Raw genomic sequence first — 18,270 nt, forward strand, 5'->3', positions numbered from 1 at the left:
GCCTTATTCGTCGAGGTTGGCTTGCCGTTCCGCCTCTTTGGCGGCGGCAAAGGCTTCGGCTTCGCGTGCTGCGGCTGCCGCTTGCTCTTCGGTGGCAGCCCAGCTGCGCAAAATGGCGGCCACATCACCCACGCCGGTTTTCTTGGTGGATGAAAACAGCGTGACGCCAATGTCGGCTTCTTCGGTCGACATTTCGCCCAGCACCGCTTGCGCCTGACGCAGGGCGGCATCTGCTTCCTTGCGGTTGAGCTTGTCGGCCTTGGTCAGCAACACCAGCAGCCGGACTTCGCCGGAGCGCACGCGCGGCGTGACGAATTCCAGCAGGTTCCTGTCCAGTTCGGTGAACCCATGGCGGGAGTCGACCATGTGGACCACCCCTGTGAGGTTGCGGCGAACCTCCAGGTAGCGCGCCATCACCTCCTGCCAGCGCAGCTTGGACGTGCGGTCAACCGAGGCGTAGCCATAGCCTGGCAAGTCGGCCCAGTGCTGATTGGGTGTGAGTTTGGGGCCCAACTGGAACAAGTTGATGTGCTGGGTGCGTCCGGGCGTTTTCGAGGCGAAGGCCAGCTGGCGCTGCTGGGCCAGGGTGTTGATGGCCGTGGACTTGCCAGCGTTGGATCGGCCAACGAAGGCCACCTCGGGCAATTCCGAGGGCGGCAGTTGGTTGAGCTGGGCCGCTGTCGTAAAAAAGCGTGCCGTATGAGCCCAAGCAAGAGCGTCTTTGGCGGAAATCAGTTCTTCAGTCATGGGACATTGTAAAATCATCAAGATTCACAGTTCAAACCCCCACACACACGTCATGAAGCGTCTCTCCAGCCTGATCGCCCTTGCCTCGATGGCCCTGACCCTGTCGGGCGTGGCCTTTGCCCAAGCTCCCGCCAAGCCCGACATCGCTGCCGGCCAGGCCAAGGCCTCGACGGTCTGTGTGGCCTGTCACGCCATCGACGGCTCGCGTGGTGCGCCGACCTTCCCCATTTTGCAAGGTCAGCACAAGGAATACCTGGCCAAGCAACTGACCGAATTCAAGAGCGGTGCGCGCAAGAACGCCGTGATGACCGGCATGGCCGCGCCGCTGACTCCTGAAGACGTCGTGAACGTGGCAGCGTTCTATGCTTCGAAGAAGGCCCCGCTGGGCGCTTCGCAGAACAAGGATCTGGTGGCTGCCGGTGAAAAGATCTACCGCGGAGGCATCGCCAAGAAGCAAGTTGCAGCCTGTGCCGGGTGCCACAGCCCCAACGGTGCAGGCCTGCCTGTGCAGTACCCCCGCCTGGCTGGTCAGCACGCCGAGTACATCAAGGCTCAGCTGACGGCTTTCCGTCAGGGTGACCGCACCAACAGCGCCCAGATGACGGCCATCGCTGCCAACCTGAGCGACAAGGAAATTGAAGCCCTGTCGGACTACATCGCCGGCTTGCGTTGAGATGATGTGAGGCCGCTGCGGCGGCCTCCTGTGAAGAAGAAGGCGGGGTCCCAGTGGGTTGCCCGCCTTTTTTGCGTCCGGATGTCGGCCATGGTCGTTTGGCTGACGTTTGACGAGGTGTTGGCGCGCTATAGTCGGCCACCCGCGTGCCTAGCTGAATTGACTGTTCATGAGTGCTGTTGAGACCATCTCCCCCCGCCCCTCCCAGCCCTGGCGGGCCGAGGTGATGGAATTGCTGTCGTCGATGCGTTTCGCGATCGCCCTGCTGACGGTGATCTGTATCGTGTCGGCCATTGGAACGGTGCTCAAGCAAGGTGAGCCACTGGTCAATTACGTGGACCAGTTCGGGCCCTTCTGGGCCGATGTGTTCGGGGCGCTGGGCCTGTTTCGTGTTTACAGCACGCCCTGGTTCCTGATCATCCTGGCTTTTCTGGTGCTCTCGACCAGCCTGTGCATTGCGCGCAACCTGCCCAAGATCCTGGTGGATGTGCGCACGTTCAAGGAGCACATCCGCGAGCAGTCCTTGCAGGCTTTCCACCACCGCGCAGAGGGTGTGGTGGCCAAACCGCTGGATCAGGCGCAGGCCTCGATCGAGCAGCAGTTGTCATCGCGTGGCTGGAAATTCAAGACCGATGTGCGTGCGCATGGGGTCATGATCGGCGCCCGGCAGGGGGCTGCCAACAAGATCGGATATCTGGCCGCTCACGGCGCGATCGTGCTGATCTGCCTGGGCGGGCTGTTCGATGGTGATCTGATCGTCAAGGTTCAGGCCTGGATGCATGATCTGCAACCGTTCCGCGGTGGCACCGTGACGGATAACAGCCGCTTGAGCGTGAGCAACCCGGCCTACCGAGCGCAGTTGTTCGTGCCGGAAGGGCAGCGTTCAGCCTCTGCCGTGCTCAATCTGGACAAGGGCATGCTGCTGCAGCCCCTGCCGTTCGAGGTCGAACTCAAGAAATTCTCTGTTGATTACTATGAGACGGGCATGCCCAAGCGCTTTGCCAGTGACATCGTGATCCACGACGATGCCAAGGGCATCAGCAAGCCGTTCACCGTGGAGGTCAACCACCCGGTGACCTATGACGGGGTCACGATCTTCCAGTCGAGTTTCGAAGACGGCGGGTCACTGGTGCAGCTCAAGCCTGTCTTCCTGAATGGTCGATCGGATCAGCTGCCGTCCTTGCCTGGACAGGTGGGTGGCGCGCCCATGTCCTTGCCAGCGGCCTTGGCCCCGCAAGGGGGCGGTACGCTGACGATGGAAGTGACGGGGCTGCGCCTGATCAACGTCGAAAACATGGCGGAAGCGCAGGACGGTGCCGCAGCTGGAGCGACCGACGTGCGTGGGGTCAACTTGTCCGAGCTCAGCAAGCACCTGGGATCGGCGGCGAAGGCGCCAGGGGACAAGAAGCTGACGAACATTGGTCCTTCGGTGACCTACAAGTTGCGCGATCAGGCGGGCCAGGCGCGCGAGTTCCAGAATTTCATGGCGCCGGTCATGCTCAATGGCCAGATGGTGTTCCTGCTGGGGGTGCGTGACACCCCTGCCGAGGGCTTCCGCTATTTGCGTATTCCGGCGGATGCGAGTGGCTCCATGGCGGGCTGGTTGCATTTGCGTCAGGCCTTGCTGGATGAGTCTGCTCGGCGCGAGGCAGTAGCGCGGTTTGTGAAGCTGTCGGCACCTGCCGGTCGTGCCGATGTGGCGGCGCAGGTGACCCTGACGGCGCAGCGCGCGCTGGATCTGTTTGCCGGTGCCGTGAAGGCACCTCACGCTGCCGGTGCACCCGATGCGGCCGTCGCCGGTGGCCTGCAGGCCTTGTCTGACTTCATTGAAAACGTCATCCCGCCAGCGGAGCGCGAGCACACCTCGGCGACGCTGGTGCGCATCCTCAACGGCGTGCTGTTCGAGTTGTACAACGTGAGCCGCGAACGTGCTGGACTTCAGGCGGTCAGCCTGGACGATGAGGCGACACGCAATTTCATGACGGCGGCTGTGCTGACGCTGTCAGATGCGGTTTTTTACCCGGTGCCGGTGGTGTTCACGCTGGAAAGCTTCCAGCAGCGCCAGGCCAGTGTTTTCCAGGTGACGCGTACCCCTGGTCGCAACGTAGTCTATCTGGGGTGCCTGTTGTTGGTGATCGGTGTCTTTGCCATGCTCTACATACGCGAACGGCGCGTATGGGTGTGGCTGCAATCGGATGACAACCAGGGTGGGACGTCGTGGCGCATGGCGCTGTCGTCTACCCGCCAGAGCCTGGATACCGATGATCAATTCGAGCAACTGCGCGCTGCGTTGCTTGCTGCGTGATGTGAAAGTGTGGTGCTTGCCATGAATACCTCTGTTTCTTCCCTGCCCATGCCCAAGGGTGGGCAGCGTTCCTGGTTCGATTGGGTGTTTGCCCTGTTGGTGGTGGGGGCCGCGGGCTGGTTTTACCAGGCACACGGCAAGGCCATGGACGGCTATGAGATCGGCATCCTGGCGCTGGCTGTACCCAGCCTGATCTGGCTGGGCTGGTTCTGGGCACCGTTGCGGGTGCTGATGCTGTCCTCAGGTCTGGTGTCCGTTGGTGCCATGTCGCTCTACATGCGCGCCACCGATGCCTATGGGGCGGACCTGGCGCAGGGTGACAAGGTGTTCTGGCTGAAGTATTTCCTCTCCAGTCAGAGTGCCATTCTGTGGATGAGCGTGCTGTTCTTCATGAGCACGCTTGCCTACTGGGTGGGGGTGTTTGCACGCAGTGGCAATGCCACGCGGTTTGGCTCCCGTCTGGCGTGGGCCGGCGTGTTCATGGCCCTGGTGGGCACCTTGGTGCGCTGGTTCGAGAGCTATCAGATTGCTCCGGACATCGGCCACGTGCCGGTCAGCAACCTCTATGAGGTGTTCGTGCTGTTCTCGTGGGTGACGGCCTTGTTCTGGCTGTACTACGAGGACCGCTTTGCCCGAGCCGGGCGTGAACTGGGCTCCCTGGGCGCCTTCGTGATGCTGGTGGTCAGTGCGGCGGTGGGCTTCCTGCTCTGGTACGCGGTCGTTCGTGGGGCCAGCGAAATTCAACCGCTGGTGCCGGCGCTGCAAAGCTGGTGGATGAAGTTGCACGTGCCCGCCAATTTCATTGGTTATGGCACCTTTGCGCTGGCCGCCATGGTGGCCTTTGCCTACCTGGTCAAGCACTATGCCGGCGAGACCAAATGGTGGAAGCTGGCACCGCTGTGGCTGATCGGTGTGGTGCTGTGCTTCCAGCCCGTGGTGTTCCGCGCCAAGCCGGGAACCGAGCAGTTCATGAGCAGCTTCTGGGCGGTCTATTTCGGTATTGCCGCTTTGGTGGTGGCGGGTATCGTGGCCCTGCGTCGCCAGATCGCGGCTCAGTTGCCCAGCGCTGAAGTGCTGGACGACGTGATGTACAAGTCGATCGCGGTGGGTTTTGCCTTTTTCACGATTGCCACAATCCTGGGCGCCTTCTGGGCGGCTGAAGCCTGGGGTGGCTACTGGAGCTGGGACCCCAAGGAAACCTGGGCGCTGATCGTGTGGCTCAACTATGCTGCCTGGTTGCACATGCGGCTCATGAAGGGGCTGCGTGGCACGTTTGCGGCCTGGTGGGCCCTGTCCGGTCTGCTGGTGACGTCGTTTGCCTTCCTCGGGGTGAACATGTTCCTCTCCGGTCTGCACTCATACGGTCAGCTGTGAGCATCCCCGCCTGGATTGCCCCGGACACGCTGGCGCTGTTGCGCAGCGATGCCTGGTTTGGCAGTGTGTCAGGCGAGCTCGAGCAAGACCTGCTGGCGCTGGCGGTGCCTCGCCGTCTGCAGTCCGGCGAGCATCTGTTTTTCCGGGGTGATCTGGCGGATGGCATTTATGCCGTGCTGGAAGGCAGCCTGCGGATATCGGGTGTGACCGAGGCCGGCAAGGAGGCCATCTTGTCGATGGCCGAGGCTCCGATGTGGCTGGGCGAGATCGCCTTGTTCGATCGCCTGCCGCGCACCCACAACGCCGTTGCAGAAGGGGCGACGCGCTTGCTGCATGTGCCGGCGGCCCCTTTGAACGAATTGCTGGCGCACAAGCCGCGCTACTGGCGCGACCTGGGCGTGCTGATGGCGCTGAAAGTCCGGTTTGCCTTCATCGGCATGGAGGACCTGGCGCTGCTGCCCGCCGACCTGCGCCTGATGCGGCGGCTGGTCATGCTCGCTCACACCGTCAATGGTGACGGCCCCTGTGTGCTGCCCATCAGCCAGGCGCAGTTGGGGATGATGTTGTCGCTGTCACGGCAGACGACCAACCAGATCCTGCAGAACCTGCAGGACCAGTCGATCGTTCAGGTGTCCTATGGTCGAATCGAGGTGCTCGATATTGGGCGCCTGGTGGCCGAGGCCGGGCTGTCGAGCGCCGACAAGGCCTTGCTGGGGCAACTGCAGCCGCAGGGGCGGCAGGTGGGGCGATAAGGGTTAGGTCGGGCAGGTGTTTCCCTGGTTTGTCGGGCATCCGACAACGGCGTGTGTGACGGATTTTCATCATGCGCACAAGGCGTGAAATGCGCCGCGTTCAACCAGGAGACACGCATGATCTACCCTTCGTCCAGGTACTGGTCCCCTACATGGGGGCTCTTGGTGCTGGTGGCCCCGCTCGGGGCCAGTCAGGCCGCCACACCAACCTACCCCGATCAGGAAACCGTGTGCAGCTTCAATGCGGCGCGTGAGCAGCAGCGCGCAGCGTCATCTCAGCAGTTTGCACAGCCCATGGTGCAGCAGATGCTGGTCAACGGCACTATGGTGTGGACGTCTGGGGGCAACCAGGCTGCCCCGGTGATCAAGCCGGGCGATGTGGTCACCTTGACGGGCAGTGGTTTTGGTGCGGGCACGGACATCGACTTCAGCAAGGTCATGATCGGTAACAGCCGGGTGCTGGAGACCAACTTGTCGATGTACGAGCAGAAGCTCGATATTGCTTCCAGCCTGAACTATGAAACTGGCGTGTCGCGCAGCAACTGGCCCAGGGATGTCATCAGCTGGAGCGACAGCCAGGTGCGGTTCACCGTGCCGGCCCATGTCAGCAAGGGGCCGCTGAAACTGCAGGTGCAAAAGCGCCAAGGCTATAACCTGTCGCTGACCCGACCTGGGCAGCCGCACAACATCATCGATGCGCAGGTTTACCGCATACCGGCACCGGCCGATGTGAATTGCGATGTGGTCTCGGTGGTGTCTGCCGAATCGAAGGCCATCACGCCTATCGAAGTGCAGGTGAACAACCCCAGCTTTGCCGACATGCTCAAGCTCGGCCGCGCCATTTTCTGGTCGTATGACTACAACCTGGGTCTGAGCCACAAGTACAAGAATCTCGAATGGGATGCGATCGTCAAGGGCAATGCGACCGACCCCTATACGCGCAAGAAGGCCGACCCGGCCACCTTGTTTGGCGCGGTCAAGAACGTGGCCGGTCAAGTGCCGGCCGAGTCGATCGACGACGTCTATTTCAAACCTTATCCGCAGCTGAACCCGACCCCGGGCTTTTTGACCCTGGTGCCGCAGCTGACCGAGGGCAACACCAAAACGACAGGCTGGGTGGGATACCGCTATGCCGAGTCGCAGCATCCCTTCCTGGGTAAGGGCAGCTGGATTGGCTTCAACTGTGCGTCGTGTCACGGCTATCAGATCAGCTACAGCAAGGGCAGCGGCACGGTCACCAAGGTGTTCCCTGGTTTGCCCAACCCGGGCTGGTCGATGAAGTGGGCGACTTTGGGGACAGGGCTGGGCAAGACCACGTCGAACTTTGCCTATGTGGCGGAAACCGAAGATGGCCCCAAGTGGGCAAGCGGTTCGGCCAAGGTGGACAAGACCCCATTGCTGTACCTGATGCCGGCCGGCACCGGTGAGTCGACGATCACCCGCACGCATGGAGAAGGCGGTCTGTACGACAACGACTACATGTTCTCGCCCGTGGCCATCCCGAACGTGACCAACCATTTGCCGATCCGGCGCGCGCTGTCACACACGGAGTCCTATGTGGGCTTCGAGGGCTCGTACATCCATGCAGAAGAGCCCGATGGGGCCATGGGCTCGATGGATGCCACCTCGCTCAAGGCTTTGACGGCCTATATGTCGACGCTGGACGACAGCGACGATGACCTGCGCAATGTGGGCCTGTACCGCTGGCTGAAAGCCAATGGCAAGCTGGCGCAGACGGGCAGTGAAAGTCTGGGAGAGGGGGCGTTTGTGGCTTCCGGCTGGCAGTCATTTGCCGGGGTGAGTGCGGCGGTGGCCCAGGGCAAGGCCTTGTTTGATCAGGCCTGTGCGAGTTGCCATGCCGACAAGCTGGGCGCCAACACCACCGAGGTGATGGTGCCGCTCAACCAGGTGGGGCGCTTCTTCGCGCCGAGTGACTTCCAGCGCAAGCAGCAGGCCATTCGGGCGACCTACCTGCGCAACCTCTACTGGGTGAGTTCGCGAGGCTTGCTGTCGGACGGTCACGTTCGCAACCTGGAGGACCTCGTCAACCCTGATCGGTGTGCGGAAGGCTCTGCGCTGTACAAGCAGTACTACACCATCCATGCGCCTGTGCGGCCGCAGCCGGGTACGGTCGATCAGCCGACGCCGGCTCCAGATCTGAACCGCAAGGGTGATGTGTTCCGTGTCTACAAGGACAAGCAAAAGGACATCTTCGATTCGACCTACAAGGCGCGCAACCTGTTTGTCGAGCGACACAAATACTTCAGCAGTGTGGCCGGCGACAACGACTACTACTACTGGGACTACCAGAAGATGCGTGCGCAATACGGGCCCGATGAAATGGGTACCGCCGCGCCAATTGGCATGCCGGCCGCACCTCACCCCTGGTGCGCGCGTGCAGCGGGCGACGTGGCCAATCTGGTCCAGTACCTGTTGACCTTGTGATTCGGGTTCTCTCCTGGACGTGTGATTGCGTCCTTGGGCCCCGCGCTCGCCGCGGCGGCCCTCCTTTTTTGGCAAGTCAGAGGAGGCAGATGATGGCCATGAGACGTGCAGGCTGGTGGGCCATGCTGGGCATGGTGGCGGCCCTGGGCGGCGCCGTGCAGGGCTGGTGGCAGTGGCACGAAGCAGCGGGGCCGGCCGAGGGTGAAGCCTTGTCGGCAGGCCAGTTGCAGGAAGGGGCGGCTCAAGGGGGCGGTGCCGTCTCCGCCGGTCATGATCCGACGGGTGCGTCGCAGGTGCTGGTGGCGCTGGCCACCCATGCTGCGAGCAAGCCGAAGGTGGCCGTGCGCACGGCCACGCAGTTGCGTGCGCAGACGCGCGAAGCACCCTTGGTGGTGGACGCCCAGTTGCGCGGGAAACGGATACAGGTGCAAGGGGTGTTGTTCAGCGTTGAATCAGGCGCAGAAGGGGTGTGGGTGCTGATGTTGCAGGCCGGCGATGATGGGCGTACGCTGCGCATGGTGATGGCCCCAGATCAAGGGGGTACGCTGGTCAGCAAGGCCCCTGGGGCGGTCGTATCGGTCGACTGCTTTGATCAGGGCCTGATCATGGGCGAACTCATGCTGGCCGATTGTCGGCTGGAGGGGTGATCGCCAGCTCAAGTTGCCTCGTGTGCGGGCCGATAACCGTTACAGCATTGCTTTTTTCTGGAACCGGCCATGGCCATGCACTATGTTTTGCGCGATGAAGAAGGGCGTATCGCCAGCCTTCACCGTGACCCTGTGGAAGGTGGAGAGCCTTTGCCCGCGAGCCACCCGGAGGTGCAGGCTTTCCTGTCAGCCGACGAAGCGCAGCGCTCGTTCGCCAGCATGGATGCGGATCTGGTCCGCGTGCTGGAAGACCTGATCGATGTGCTCATCCAGCGCAATGTGCTGCGGGTGACCGATCTGCCGGCCGAGGCCCAGCAAAAGCTTTACAACCGCAAGCACGCGCGCAGCCACTTGCGCCACCACGCCTTGCAGTTGTTTGACGATGCGGGTCACGACGCCTTGGGTGGCGGCGATGTGGTGCCGACAGACTGGACGGGCCTGTAAGGGGTTTCAGCCCATTACCCGGTGTGTCAGGGCCGGGAGTTGGCTCCGGACCATGTTCTGCCTGGCTCGATCGAGATCGGCCAGTACCACGCCCGGGCCTTCGGCCTGAACCGCCAGCACCTCGCCCCAGGGGCCGATGGCCAGCGAGTGTCCGAATGTGCGGCGACCGCTTTCGTGCAGACCACCTTGTGCAGGTGCCAGCACATGGCAGAGGTTTTCAACCGCGCGGGCGCGCAGCAGCAACTCCCAATGGGCCAGCCCGGTGGTGTGGGTGAAGGCCGCCGGCAGGACCAGCAGGTCGCATGGCGCCGCTTTGGTCAGTGCCCTGAACAGTTCCGGGAAGCGCAGGTCATAACAGACCCCGAGGCCGATACGCCATGACTGACCTTGACGATCTGGCATCTCGAACGCGACAGCTTCATGGCCGGGTGTCAGGGTGGCGGCTTCGTCATAGCGGCGCTCGCCATCATCGAAGCAGAACAGGTGGATCTTGTCGTAGCGGGCGACACGGGCGCCGTCTGGATTGAAGACCAGTACGCTGTTGTAGACGCGGTCAGCCGTGTCGCTGACCAGGGGCAGGGTGCCTCCAATGAGCCACACGCCGTGCTGTTTGGCCGCCGCAGCCAGGCGGGCCTGCATCGGGCTGACTTGTGGGTCAGGGGCGTGCGCATCGGCCAATGGCTCGGCAATGCGGAGCTTGTCGGCGTCCCGCAGACCCATGAGGCAGAAGTATTCTGGCAAGGCCAGCAATTCGGCACCCGCCTGCGCGGCTTGTGCGATCAGGGCTTCGGCCTGGGCCAGGTTCTCGTCCACCCGAGGGGTGGACACCATCTGAAGGGCTGCGACTTTCATGTGCCCATGGTAGCTGCCGGCGACTCAGTTGACGAGCTCCCGCCACGATGAGCGCCGCAAGGCCGCATCGATCTCGCGAGCGACACGCTCGGGCATTTCATGCACAAGCCAATGGGTGGCACCCGGCAGTCTCACCACCTTCAGTGTGGACACATACTGGTCCAGGCCGTCCAGCAGGGATGGTGGCAGCGCGGTGTCGGCCTCGCCCCAGACCACGGTGGTGGGCACGCGCACGTGCGTGAGATTGTCCGGTAGTGTCAGGGTGCATACCGGGTCCTGCGGTGATTCCGGCGGATGCAGTGGCGAGGCACGGTAGTAGTTCAGTGCGCCGCTCAGGCCCGCGGACCAGACCTCCCGATATTGCTGGCGCAGTGCCGGGGTCAGCCAGGGGGCGCCGCCAAACTGTTCGAAGAAGGGCCACATCATCGCGAAGTCATCGGCTTGCAGCCGGTCTTCGACGCCAGCTTGCCGCAGCAGGTTCATGTAGGCCGAAGCCTGTTGCTGCTGCGGGTCGTCGCGCAGGGCTTGCAGGAACAGGGCGGGGTGCGGTGAGTTGAGGATGACCAGCCGCTGCATCAACTGCGGCAGCATCGCGGCCAGGCCCCAGGCAATGGCGCCACCCCAGTCGTGGGCCACCACGGCGGCGGCCGGGGCACGGATCTGCTGGACCAGCTGCACGAGGTCCATGGCAACCGACTGGGCGCGGTAGGCAGCAGGGTCTTGTGGCGAAAAGGAACTGGCGTAGCCGCGCAGATTGGGCGCGACACAGTGGTAGCGGTCGCCGAAGTGGCGCAGCAACTCGTCCCACACAAACGCGGCTTCAGGAAAACCGTGCAGAAAAAGCAGCAGCGGGGCACCCTCGGGGCCGCAAACGCGGCAGTCCAGCCAAGGGGCGGTTTGCCCCGGCGGGGCCAGCAGGGTGTAGCGCTTGATCGTGATCTCGCTCATGGCAGGCCCCTTCTTTGCTGAGATCAGAACAGCGCCATGCTCAGCTTGCGGCGGTACTGGTCGATGACCGGGTCCGCGCTGGCGACGGCCTGCTTGCCGGCGATTTCCAGCGCGGGCTTGGCTTCGGCGGCAGCCTTGGGCTGCGGCTTGGTCATCACTTCGAGGATGGCGATGTAGGTTTTGCGGGCGATTTCATCGTTCCACGACTTGTCTCGCATGATGATTTCGAGCAATTCGTCCATGGCTGCCGTGAAGTTGCCGGAGGCAAAGAACAGTTGGGCGAGTTCGAATCGCGCCTGGAAGTCACGCTTGTTGGCCTCGATGGCCGCGGTGATGGCTTGGGGGTGACGGCCTTGCTGGGCCGCCTGCACGGCGGCGATGTAGCGGCTGAAGGCCACCACGCGTGGCTCCGGGGCGGGACCGGTGGCGCGGCCAGCGATCGGCAGGAAGATGTGCTTGGCCCCTTCCAGCGCGCCTTGGGCCAGCAGCAGCTTGATCAGGTCGTAGCGGGCTTCGTCGTTGCCGGGGTCCTTTTCCAGGGCGTCTTCCAGCTTGGCCACGGCCGTGTCGGTGTCACCCACCGCGGCAGCCTCTTCGGCTTCCAGCGTTTCTACTTCCGACTCGATCAGGTCTTCGCTGGGCACATGCTTGTCCAGGAAGGTGCGGATCTGCTCGGCCGGCAGGGCGCCCACAAAGCCATCCACGGGCTGGCCGCCGGCAAACATCACGCAAAACGGGATGGAGCGCACCCCGAAAGCCTGTGATAGTTGTCCGGCAATCTCGGGTTGCTCATCGGCATTGAGCTTGGCCAGCAGAAAACGGCCGCCATACTCCGCTTCGAGCTTTTCCAGAACCGGGCCGAGCGACTTGCAGGGGCCGCACCATTCTGCCCAGATGTCGAGCAGGACGGGCTGCTGCACCGACGCTTCGATCAGGTCAGTCTGGAAGTTTTCGATGGTGATATCGATCATGGTCTGTCGCCGCTGGCGGGCCAGCGCCTAAAATTCAGGGTTTGACAAGAACAGGAGTGAGCCGTGAGCGACACGACTCCCGCGAACAATGTGAAGGTTGGCGTCGTCATGGGTTCCAGCAGTGACTGGGACGTGATGCGCCACGCTGCCGACATTCTCACCGAGTTCGGCATTCCTTTCGAAGCCCAGGTGGTTTCTGCGCACCGCATGCCGGACGACATGTTCCGCTATGCCGAGGCCGCGGCTGACCGTGGCCTGGTGGCGATCATCGCCGGGGCGGGCGGTGCCGCCCATCTGCCGGGCATGCTGGCCGCCAAGACCACGGTGCCGGTGCTGGGCGTGCCCGTGCCGTCTCGTCACCTGCAAGGGGTCGATTCGCTGCACTCCATCGTGCAGATGCCCAAGGGCATTCCGGTGGCCACATTCGCCATCGGCACAGCGGGTGCCGGCAACGCCGCCCTGTTTGCGGTGGCCATGCTGGCCAACGGCGACGCAGCCCTGCGCGCCCGGCTCGACGCTTTCCGTGCGCGCCAGACCGACGTGGCCCGCGCCATGACCAATGACCTGACGATGGAACCCAAGGCATGAGCCAACGTGATGTGATCCTGCCCGGCGCCACCCTGGGCGTCATGGGGGGCGGCCAGTTGGGCCGCATGTTCGTCCATGCGGCGCAAGCCATGGGCTACCGCACCGCCGTGCTGGACCCGGACCCCACCAGTCCCGCCGGGCTGGTGTCACATCACCATGTTTGCACCGGTTATCTGGATGAAGCCGGTCTGACCGAGCTGGCCCGTGTATCGGCGGCCATCACCACCGAATTCGAAAACGTGCCGGCTGCCGCACTCGACAAACTGGCTGAAACCCTGCCGGTCGCGCCGGCCGGTGCAGCGGTAGCCATCTGCCAGGACCGTGCGCGCGAAAAAGCCCACTTTGTAGGGTGTGGCGTTGATTGCGCCCCGCATGCCATCATCGAAACCTCCGAGCAACTCGCCGCAGTGTCTGATGACCTGCTGCCCGGCATCCTGAAGACCGCCCGCTTGGGCTACGACGGCAAAGGCCAGATCCGGGTGCGTACGCGCGACGAACTGGTCGCCGCCTGGAGCGAGCTCAAGCAGGTCGGCTGTGTGCTGGAAAAGATGCTGCCGCTGGCCTATGAGGTCAGTGTGCTGGTCGCGCGGGGCCGTGATGGCCGTGTGGTGCACTTCCCGTTGCAGCAGAACCTGCACCGTGATGGCATCCTGGCGGTGACCACCGTGCCTGCGCCCAGCGTGAGCGAGGCAGTGTCGCAGCAGGCCTATGCGGCGGCACACCAGATTGCGGCCTCGATGAACTATGTGGGCGTGCTGTGCATCGAGTTTTTCGTGCTGCAGGATGGTCGCATCGTGGCCAATGAAATGGCGCCCCGGCCGCACAACTCCGGACACCACACCATTGATGCCTGCGACGTGTCGCAGTTCGAGATGCAGGTGCGCGCCATGACGGGGCTGCCACTGGTCGACCCCGTGCTGCACAGCCCTTGCCTGATGCTGAATCTGCTGGGTGACCTGTGGTTCCCCGCTGGCAGTGCCGAGCAGGTGGAGCCAGACTGGGCGGCTGTGCTGGCCCTCAGCGGTACCCATCTGCACCTGTATGGCAAGACGGAAGCCCGCAAGGCCCGCAAGATGGGGCACCTGACGGTGACTGGCGCCACGCCGGAATCTGCCCGCGCCACGGCCTTGAAGGCTGCGGAGATCCTGGGCATCGCCCCTTTCTGAGCGAGGAGTCGTCATGCGCCTGTTGGATCCCACTACCCAGCCCGACGCCATCGATCTGGCAGCACAACGGCTGGCCGATGGGGGCTTGCTGGCGCTGCCCACCGAGACTGTTTACGGACTGGGGGCCCGCGCCGACGACGACGCGGCCGTGGCCCGCATCTTTGCGGCCAAGGGACGCCCCAGCAACCACCCCCTGATCGTGCATGTGCCCAATGTGGAGGCGTCTTACCAGTTCGCCTCGGCCATCCCCCCGGTCGCACGGCAGCTGATGGAGCGGTTCTGGCCAGGCCCCCTGACCGTGATCGTCCCGCGTGCCGAAGGCATGGCGGCTGCGTCGGCGGGCGGGCAGGACACCATTGGCCTGCGCTGCCCGGATCACCCGGTGGCGCTGCAGCTGTTGCAGGCGGCTGCTCGCCTGGGGGTGGCGGGCGTGGCCGCACCCAGTGCCAACCGGTTTGGGCGCATCAGCCCGACCCGTGCCGAGCACGTGGTCGAAGAGTTCAATGAGCAGGGCGAAGGTCTCGATGAAGTCTGGGTGCTGCAGGGCGGCCCCTGCGAAGTTGGCATCGAGTCGACCATCGTCGATTGTTCCCGCGGCCATCCGGTGATCTTGCGCCCGGGGCGCCTGACCCGCGTTGAGCTGGAAGCTGCGGCCGGCATGCCGATGGGCCGCTCGACCCCCGAAGCGCCCGACCCGAACGCCCCGCGCGCTTCGGGCACGCTGGATGCCCACTACGCCCCGCGCGCCAAGGTGCGGCTCATGAGCGATGAGCACCTGGATATGGCCCTGAACATGGTCGAGCCCGAGTTGGCGGCCCGGCCATTTGACGGACCCAAGCCGGCACCCCGTATCGCGGTCTATTCCCGCAGCCTGTGGGCGCGGCGCTCGGCTCGCCCCGGGCTGGTGTTCCGTCCGATGCCGGCCGAGCCGGTTCAGGCTGCGCACGATCTCTTTGCGGATCTGCGTGAACTGGATGCCCTGGGGGTGGATCTGATCTGGGTGGAAGCCCCCCCGGAGGGCAGCGCCTGGGACGGGGTGAGAGACCGCCTGACGCGGGCGGCTGCGGCCTGAGTCGGCGAAAGTGTGCCCAGGCATGTTGAGTTAACGCTGGTAAATCACGTCACTCCTGAATCGCCTCTGTCCCGACTTTCCCGTGCAAGGTCGGGTATTCTTCGGGGCTGCGTATCTGTGTGACCGTTTTGGAGACTTCATGTTCCGCTTTTCTGCCTCTCTTTTGCCGTCGAACCTGGGTTCCCTGCGCCGGGCGTCGCTGGCCTGTCTGGCTGCTGCTGTGGCCGTGGCTGGGTGTGGTGGCGGAAGCAAGAGCTCCTATTTCACGCCCACGCAGATCATTGCCTATGGTGATGAGAACAGCGCTTTTGATACCGGTGGCATCACGATTGGTACGACGGGCACCCTGGTCGGTCTGCATTACACCCTGAACGTGTTGAGCACCAGCACAAAGTACTGCACGGACACATCGACCACCGACCCCTACGCCACATGTGCTTCCACGTTCTCGCCAAGTTCCAGCAGCTCGACCTTTACTGGTAGCGGCTCACCCACCTTCGCCATGCGCAGCAACCAGATCGTGTCTGACACGGAGTCGGGCACGATCGAGTCGACCTCGGTGACCCGCGTGATCTCCCGTGGCTACATCTGCTCGCCGAGCTACAGCAACTACTCGGGCACCTGGCTGCAGCGTCTGGCTTACGACCTGGATTCGTCGCTCAACTTCGGCTCGTCCTACTGCCCACTGGACAGCGGCAATGCCGTGACTTATGCCTCCTGGGGCAAGAAAGTCGACGCCGTCGTCACGGAAGTGAACGACTCGATTACCAGCGGCGAGATCAAATCGGGCGTGCTCGTCACCATCTTTGTGGGGCAGTACGACATCCTGGAAAAATACGATGCGGTGATTGCTGGCACGAAGACTCAAGATGCTGCCACGACCGAGCTTGCCACCTTGGGCTCCAGCCTGGCTACCGCCATCCGCGCCGCATCGAATGCGGGCGCGAAGGTCCTGTTTGTGTCCGTTCCCAATCTGAAGTTTTCGCCCAAGATCCAGAGCGCGAATGCGGCCAGCACCGAAAACGGCACGCTGCTGCAGACCTTGACTCTGGCATTCAACAACGCGATGAAGTCTGACTTGTATGACGTGTCGGGCCACAAGATCGGTCTGGTGGACGCCTTCAACATGTACACGAAGGTGGACGATTCGGACGCCAAGACCAAGGTGCGCACGATGGAGCCTGCCTGCAAGACCGCAGTCAGTGGGAACACCATCACGACCCCTGATGGTCAAACCAAGGCTTCTGGGACCATCGCTCAAGGTGGACAGTTGACTGAACAAGAGGTGCTGCTGTTCTGCACCTCGGAAACGATGGTAACCAACGCATCGATCTCGGCTTCGCGCTGGGCAGACTACACCCACTTTGCGCCGCTCAGCCACTACACGCTGGGTACCTTGGCTTACAACCGCGTGCGCGACAACTTCTGATCTCAGTCCGCGGTGCGTGAACGCTGGCTGTAGACCAGCTTCATGCCCAGGATGATCACCGCCAGCGTCAGGGTGATGCTGTTGGCGATCATCATCGGGCGTGACCCGATGGCCAGGGCGTACAGCAGCCACAAGGCCACACCGAGTGTGAAGGCGCTGTACATGCCGAGCGAAATGCCGCTGACATCGCGGGTGCGAAAGGTCAGCAGCGCCTGCGGCATGAAGGACCCAGTGGTCAGAACGGCGGCGGCCGTCCCGATGTATTCCATGTGTTCAGGTGCCAGTGTCAGCACGGGGTGGAACGCATTCATGGGTGTTGCGGGTGTCAGGGGTTGTCTGCCGCCCATTTGAGCAGAGTTCTCAGGGCGGGGCGAGCCAGATCGGCTTTGGGGTCGTTCACCACCGCCACCACCACATCCCGTCGACCTGATGCCGTCTGGATGATCCCGGCCACCGCGACCACACCGTCGAGCGAGCCGGTCTTGATATGGCCCAGCCCGGTGGTTTCCGTGAAACGTCTGGCGGTGCCATCCACCCCGGTGATGGGCAGTGACGCCACCAGTTCCGGCATCACGGGGCTGTTCCACAGGCGCTGCAGCCATGTGCCGACACATTCCGCGGAAGCGAAAGAGGTTCTCGACAGGCCGGAGCCATTGTCCAGCCCCAGCGTTGCCGCACCGCACGGGTGCGCCGACTGGCTGGTCGTGGCGGTGGCTTGATCAACCCAGCTGGCCACCACTTGTCTGGCGGAGGCCAGGCTGGTGGGGCCAGGTACCGGCTTGTCTGGCTGCGGTGCTGTGCGGCCGAGAGTCAGAAACAACTGCTGTGCCATGACGTTGTTGCTGAACTTGTTGATGTCTTGTACCGCCTGAAACAGCGGGGGGGAGACCCAACTCAACCAGGGTTTCAACCCATCTGGCCAGGTGCCGGGTTGAACCTCTCCTTGCAGCCGCCCGCCGGCTTGAGCCCAACTCGCCTGGATCGCACGCTCCGTGTGGCGGTTCGGGCTCGCTTCCGGCCACAGCAGGGGCCATTCCTTCTCTTCGCACGCACTGGGGTAGCTGCCATTCAGGCTGATGCGCCAGCGCGCTGGGGTGCCTGAGCCGGCTTGCGGCTGGGCGTCCAGTTGCAGGCGGGCTCGCCAGTCACCGCACGCGGCGGTGGGGTCGAGTCGAACACGGGCCGCCAGGGTGACATCTGCCAGCACGGGCTCCATGCTGACCTGCGCCAGACCCGGGTGGGCTGCGTCGGGGCGCAGTCGCAGCAGCACTGCGCCATGGCTGATCAACAGGGCGTCCGGGCCCGCGTTGTGGGGTTTGAGCGGCTCACCGTCAAAGGCCGCCGGGTCGTGAGGGTCGAGTTGGAAGGCCGTGCGGTCCAGCAGCCAGTCACCCCGTATGGTTCGCAATCCGGCCTGACGCAGTCGGCTCATCAGCAACATCAGCCGCTCCGTCACCAGGGTTGGGTCGCCATCGCCGCGCATGAGCAGGTTGCCCTGGAGCGTGCCGTCAGGGCGCAGGGCACCATCCAGAGCGATGTCGGTGCGCCAAGTGTAGGCGGGCCCCAGCTTTTGCAGCGCCACGCCCGTGGTGAACAGTTTCATCACCGAGGCCATCTGTCTCGGAGTCTGCGCACCTTGGGTCAGTCGGGGCGGGGTGGCCCCATCGGCCGGGGCGACCCACACCGATACGGCCGATTCGGGCACGCCGGCCATGCTCAGAGCCGCGCTCACCTCGGCCGGTAGTGCGGCCAGCGCCGCGTTCATCGCGAGCGTCGTCGCCATCAGGCAGGACAGCGGAAGGGCCCGGCAGGGGTGACGCTGCAGCATCTTGTTCATGGGTGCATCATAGAAGGCTT

17 protein-coding genes are annotated in these 18,270 nt (G+C 63.6%); 11 read left to right on the plus strand and 6 right to left on the minus strand.

What is annotated here, in order from left to right; all coding sequences use genetic code 11:
* Positions 1-3 precede the first annotated feature (3 nt).
* Positions 4-747: a ribosome biogenesis GTP-binding protein YihA/YsxC gene (gene yihA / locus ACE3PH_RS11480; protein WP_374319042.1), complete on the minus strand. Its 744-nt coding sequence runs from the start codon at positions 745-747 to the stop codon at positions 4-6.
* A gap of 52 nt (positions 748-799) precedes the next feature.
* Between yihA and ACE3PH_RS11485 the strand changes: the two genes are divergently transcribed.
* The 7 genes from ACE3PH_RS11485 (at position 800) to ACE3PH_RS11515 (ending at position 9,387) form a co-directional block, all read left to right on the plus strand.
* Positions 800-1,420 (plus strand): cytochrome c, encoded by a 621-nt coding sequence (locus tag ACE3PH_RS11485; protein ID WP_374319044.1) that lies wholly within the window; start codon positions 800-802, stop codon positions 1,418-1,420.
* A 169-nt stretch (positions 1,421-1,589) separates the two neighbouring features.
* Positions 1,590-3,725, plus strand: a complete 2,136-nt coding sequence (locus tag ACE3PH_RS11490) for a cytochrome c biogenesis protein ResB (RefSeq protein WP_374319046.1) — start codon at positions 1,590-1,592, stop codon at positions 3,723-3,725.
* 21 nt (positions 3,726-3,746) lie between these two features.
* Complete coding sequence (ccsB, locus tag ACE3PH_RS11495) at positions 3,747-5,099, plus strand: c-type cytochrome biogenesis protein CcsB (protein WP_374319047.1); 1,353 nt, start codon at positions 3,747-3,749, stop codon at positions 5,097-5,099.
* A complete protein-coding gene (locus ACE3PH_RS11500) occupies positions 5,096-5,851 on the plus strand; it encodes a Crp/Fnr family transcriptional regulator (protein WP_374319049.1) in 756 nt (251 codons plus the stop codon). Before ccsB ends, ACE3PH_RS11500 begins: the two co-directional genes overlap by 4 nt.
* Before the next feature lie 117 nt (positions 5,852-5,968).
* Entirely contained in the window at positions 5,969-8,296 is a 2,328-nt protein-coding gene (locus tag ACE3PH_RS11505; RefSeq protein WP_374319051.1) for a hypothetical protein, read from the plus strand.
* A 92-nt stretch (positions 8,297-8,388) separates the two neighbouring features.
* Positions 8,389-8,943, plus strand: a complete 555-nt coding sequence (locus ACE3PH_RS11510) for a hypothetical protein (RefSeq protein ID WP_374319053.1) — start codon at positions 8,389-8,391, stop codon at positions 8,941-8,943.
* Between the two features lie 69 nt (positions 8,944-9,012).
* Positions 9,013-9,387, plus strand: a complete 375-nt coding sequence (locus tag ACE3PH_RS11515; RefSeq protein WP_374319055.1) for a hypothetical protein — start codon at positions 9,013-9,015, stop codon at positions 9,385-9,387.
* A 6-nt stretch (positions 9,388-9,393) separates the two neighbouring features.
* Here the strand turns inward: ACE3PH_RS11515 and ACE3PH_RS11520 are convergent, their stop codons facing one another.
* The 3 genes from ACE3PH_RS11520 to ACE3PH_RS11530 are packed head-to-tail and all read right to left on the minus strand — an operon-like array spanning position 9,394 to position 12,158.
* Positions 9,394-10,239 (minus strand): carbon-nitrogen hydrolase family protein, encoded by an 846-nt coding sequence (locus ACE3PH_RS11520; protein ID WP_374319057.1) that lies wholly within the window; start codon positions 10,237-10,239, stop codon positions 9,394-9,396.
* Positions 10,240-10,263: 24 nt separating this feature from the next.
* Positions 10,264-11,187, minus strand: coding sequence for an alpha/beta fold hydrolase (locus ACE3PH_RS11525; RefSeq protein ID WP_374319059.1), 924 nt, complete (start codon positions 11,185-11,187; stop codon positions 10,264-10,266).
* Between the two features lie 23 nt (positions 11,188-11,210).
* A complete protein-coding gene (locus tag ACE3PH_RS11530; RefSeq protein WP_374319061.1) occupies positions 11,211-12,158 on the minus strand; it encodes a tetratricopeptide repeat protein in 948 nt (315 codons plus the stop codon).
* Positions 12,159-12,221: 63 nt separating this feature from the next.
* Here ACE3PH_RS11530 and purE point away from each other — a divergent pair, with 63 nt between their 5' ends.
* From purE to ACE3PH_RS11550, 4 genes are all read left to right on the plus strand, one after another.
* Positions 12,222-12,746, plus strand: coding sequence for a 5-(carboxyamino)imidazole ribonucleotide mutase (gene purE, locus ACE3PH_RS11535; RefSeq protein ID WP_374319063.1), 525 nt, complete (start codon positions 12,222-12,224; stop codon positions 12,744-12,746).
* Entirely contained in the window at positions 12,743-13,912 is a 1,170-nt protein-coding gene (locus tag ACE3PH_RS11540) for a 5-(carboxyamino)imidazole ribonucleotide synthase (RefSeq protein ID WP_374319065.1), read from the plus strand. Before purE ends, ACE3PH_RS11540 begins: the two co-directional genes overlap by 4 nt.
* 13 nt (positions 13,913-13,925) lie before the next feature.
* Positions 13,926-14,984 (plus strand): L-threonylcarbamoyladenylate synthase, encoded by a 1,059-nt coding sequence (locus ACE3PH_RS11545; RefSeq protein WP_374319067.1) that lies wholly within the window; start codon positions 13,926-13,928, stop codon positions 14,982-14,984.
* Between the two features lie 139 nt (positions 14,985-15,123).
* Positions 15,124-16,413, plus strand: a complete 1,290-nt coding sequence (locus ACE3PH_RS11550; protein ID WP_374319069.1) for a hypothetical protein — start codon at positions 15,124-15,126, stop codon at positions 16,411-16,413.
* A gap of 2 nt (positions 16,414-16,415) precedes the next feature.
* On the opposite strand, the gene ACE3PH_RS11555 is transcribed toward ACE3PH_RS11550, so the two are convergent.
* Together ACE3PH_RS11555 and dacB are read right to left on the minus strand one after the other, a co-directional pair.
* Complete coding sequence (locus tag ACE3PH_RS11555) at positions 16,416-16,724, minus strand: SemiSWEET family sugar transporter (protein WP_374319071.1); 309 nt, start codon at positions 16,722-16,724, stop codon at positions 16,416-16,418.
* Between the two features lie 14 nt (positions 16,725-16,738).
* Entirely contained in the window at positions 16,739-18,250 is a 1,512-nt protein-coding gene (gene dacB, locus ACE3PH_RS11560) for a D-alanyl-D-alanine carboxypeptidase/D-alanyl-D-alanine-endopeptidase (RefSeq protein ID WP_374319073.1), read from the minus strand.
* Between the last annotated feature and the right edge of the window lie 20 nt (positions 18,251-18,270).

Source organism: Aquabacterium sp. (assembly GCF_041909175.1).
In the GTDB taxonomy this organism is placed as follows: Bacteria; Pseudomonadota; Gammaproteobacteria; order Burkholderiales; family Burkholderiaceae_C; genus Aquabacterium.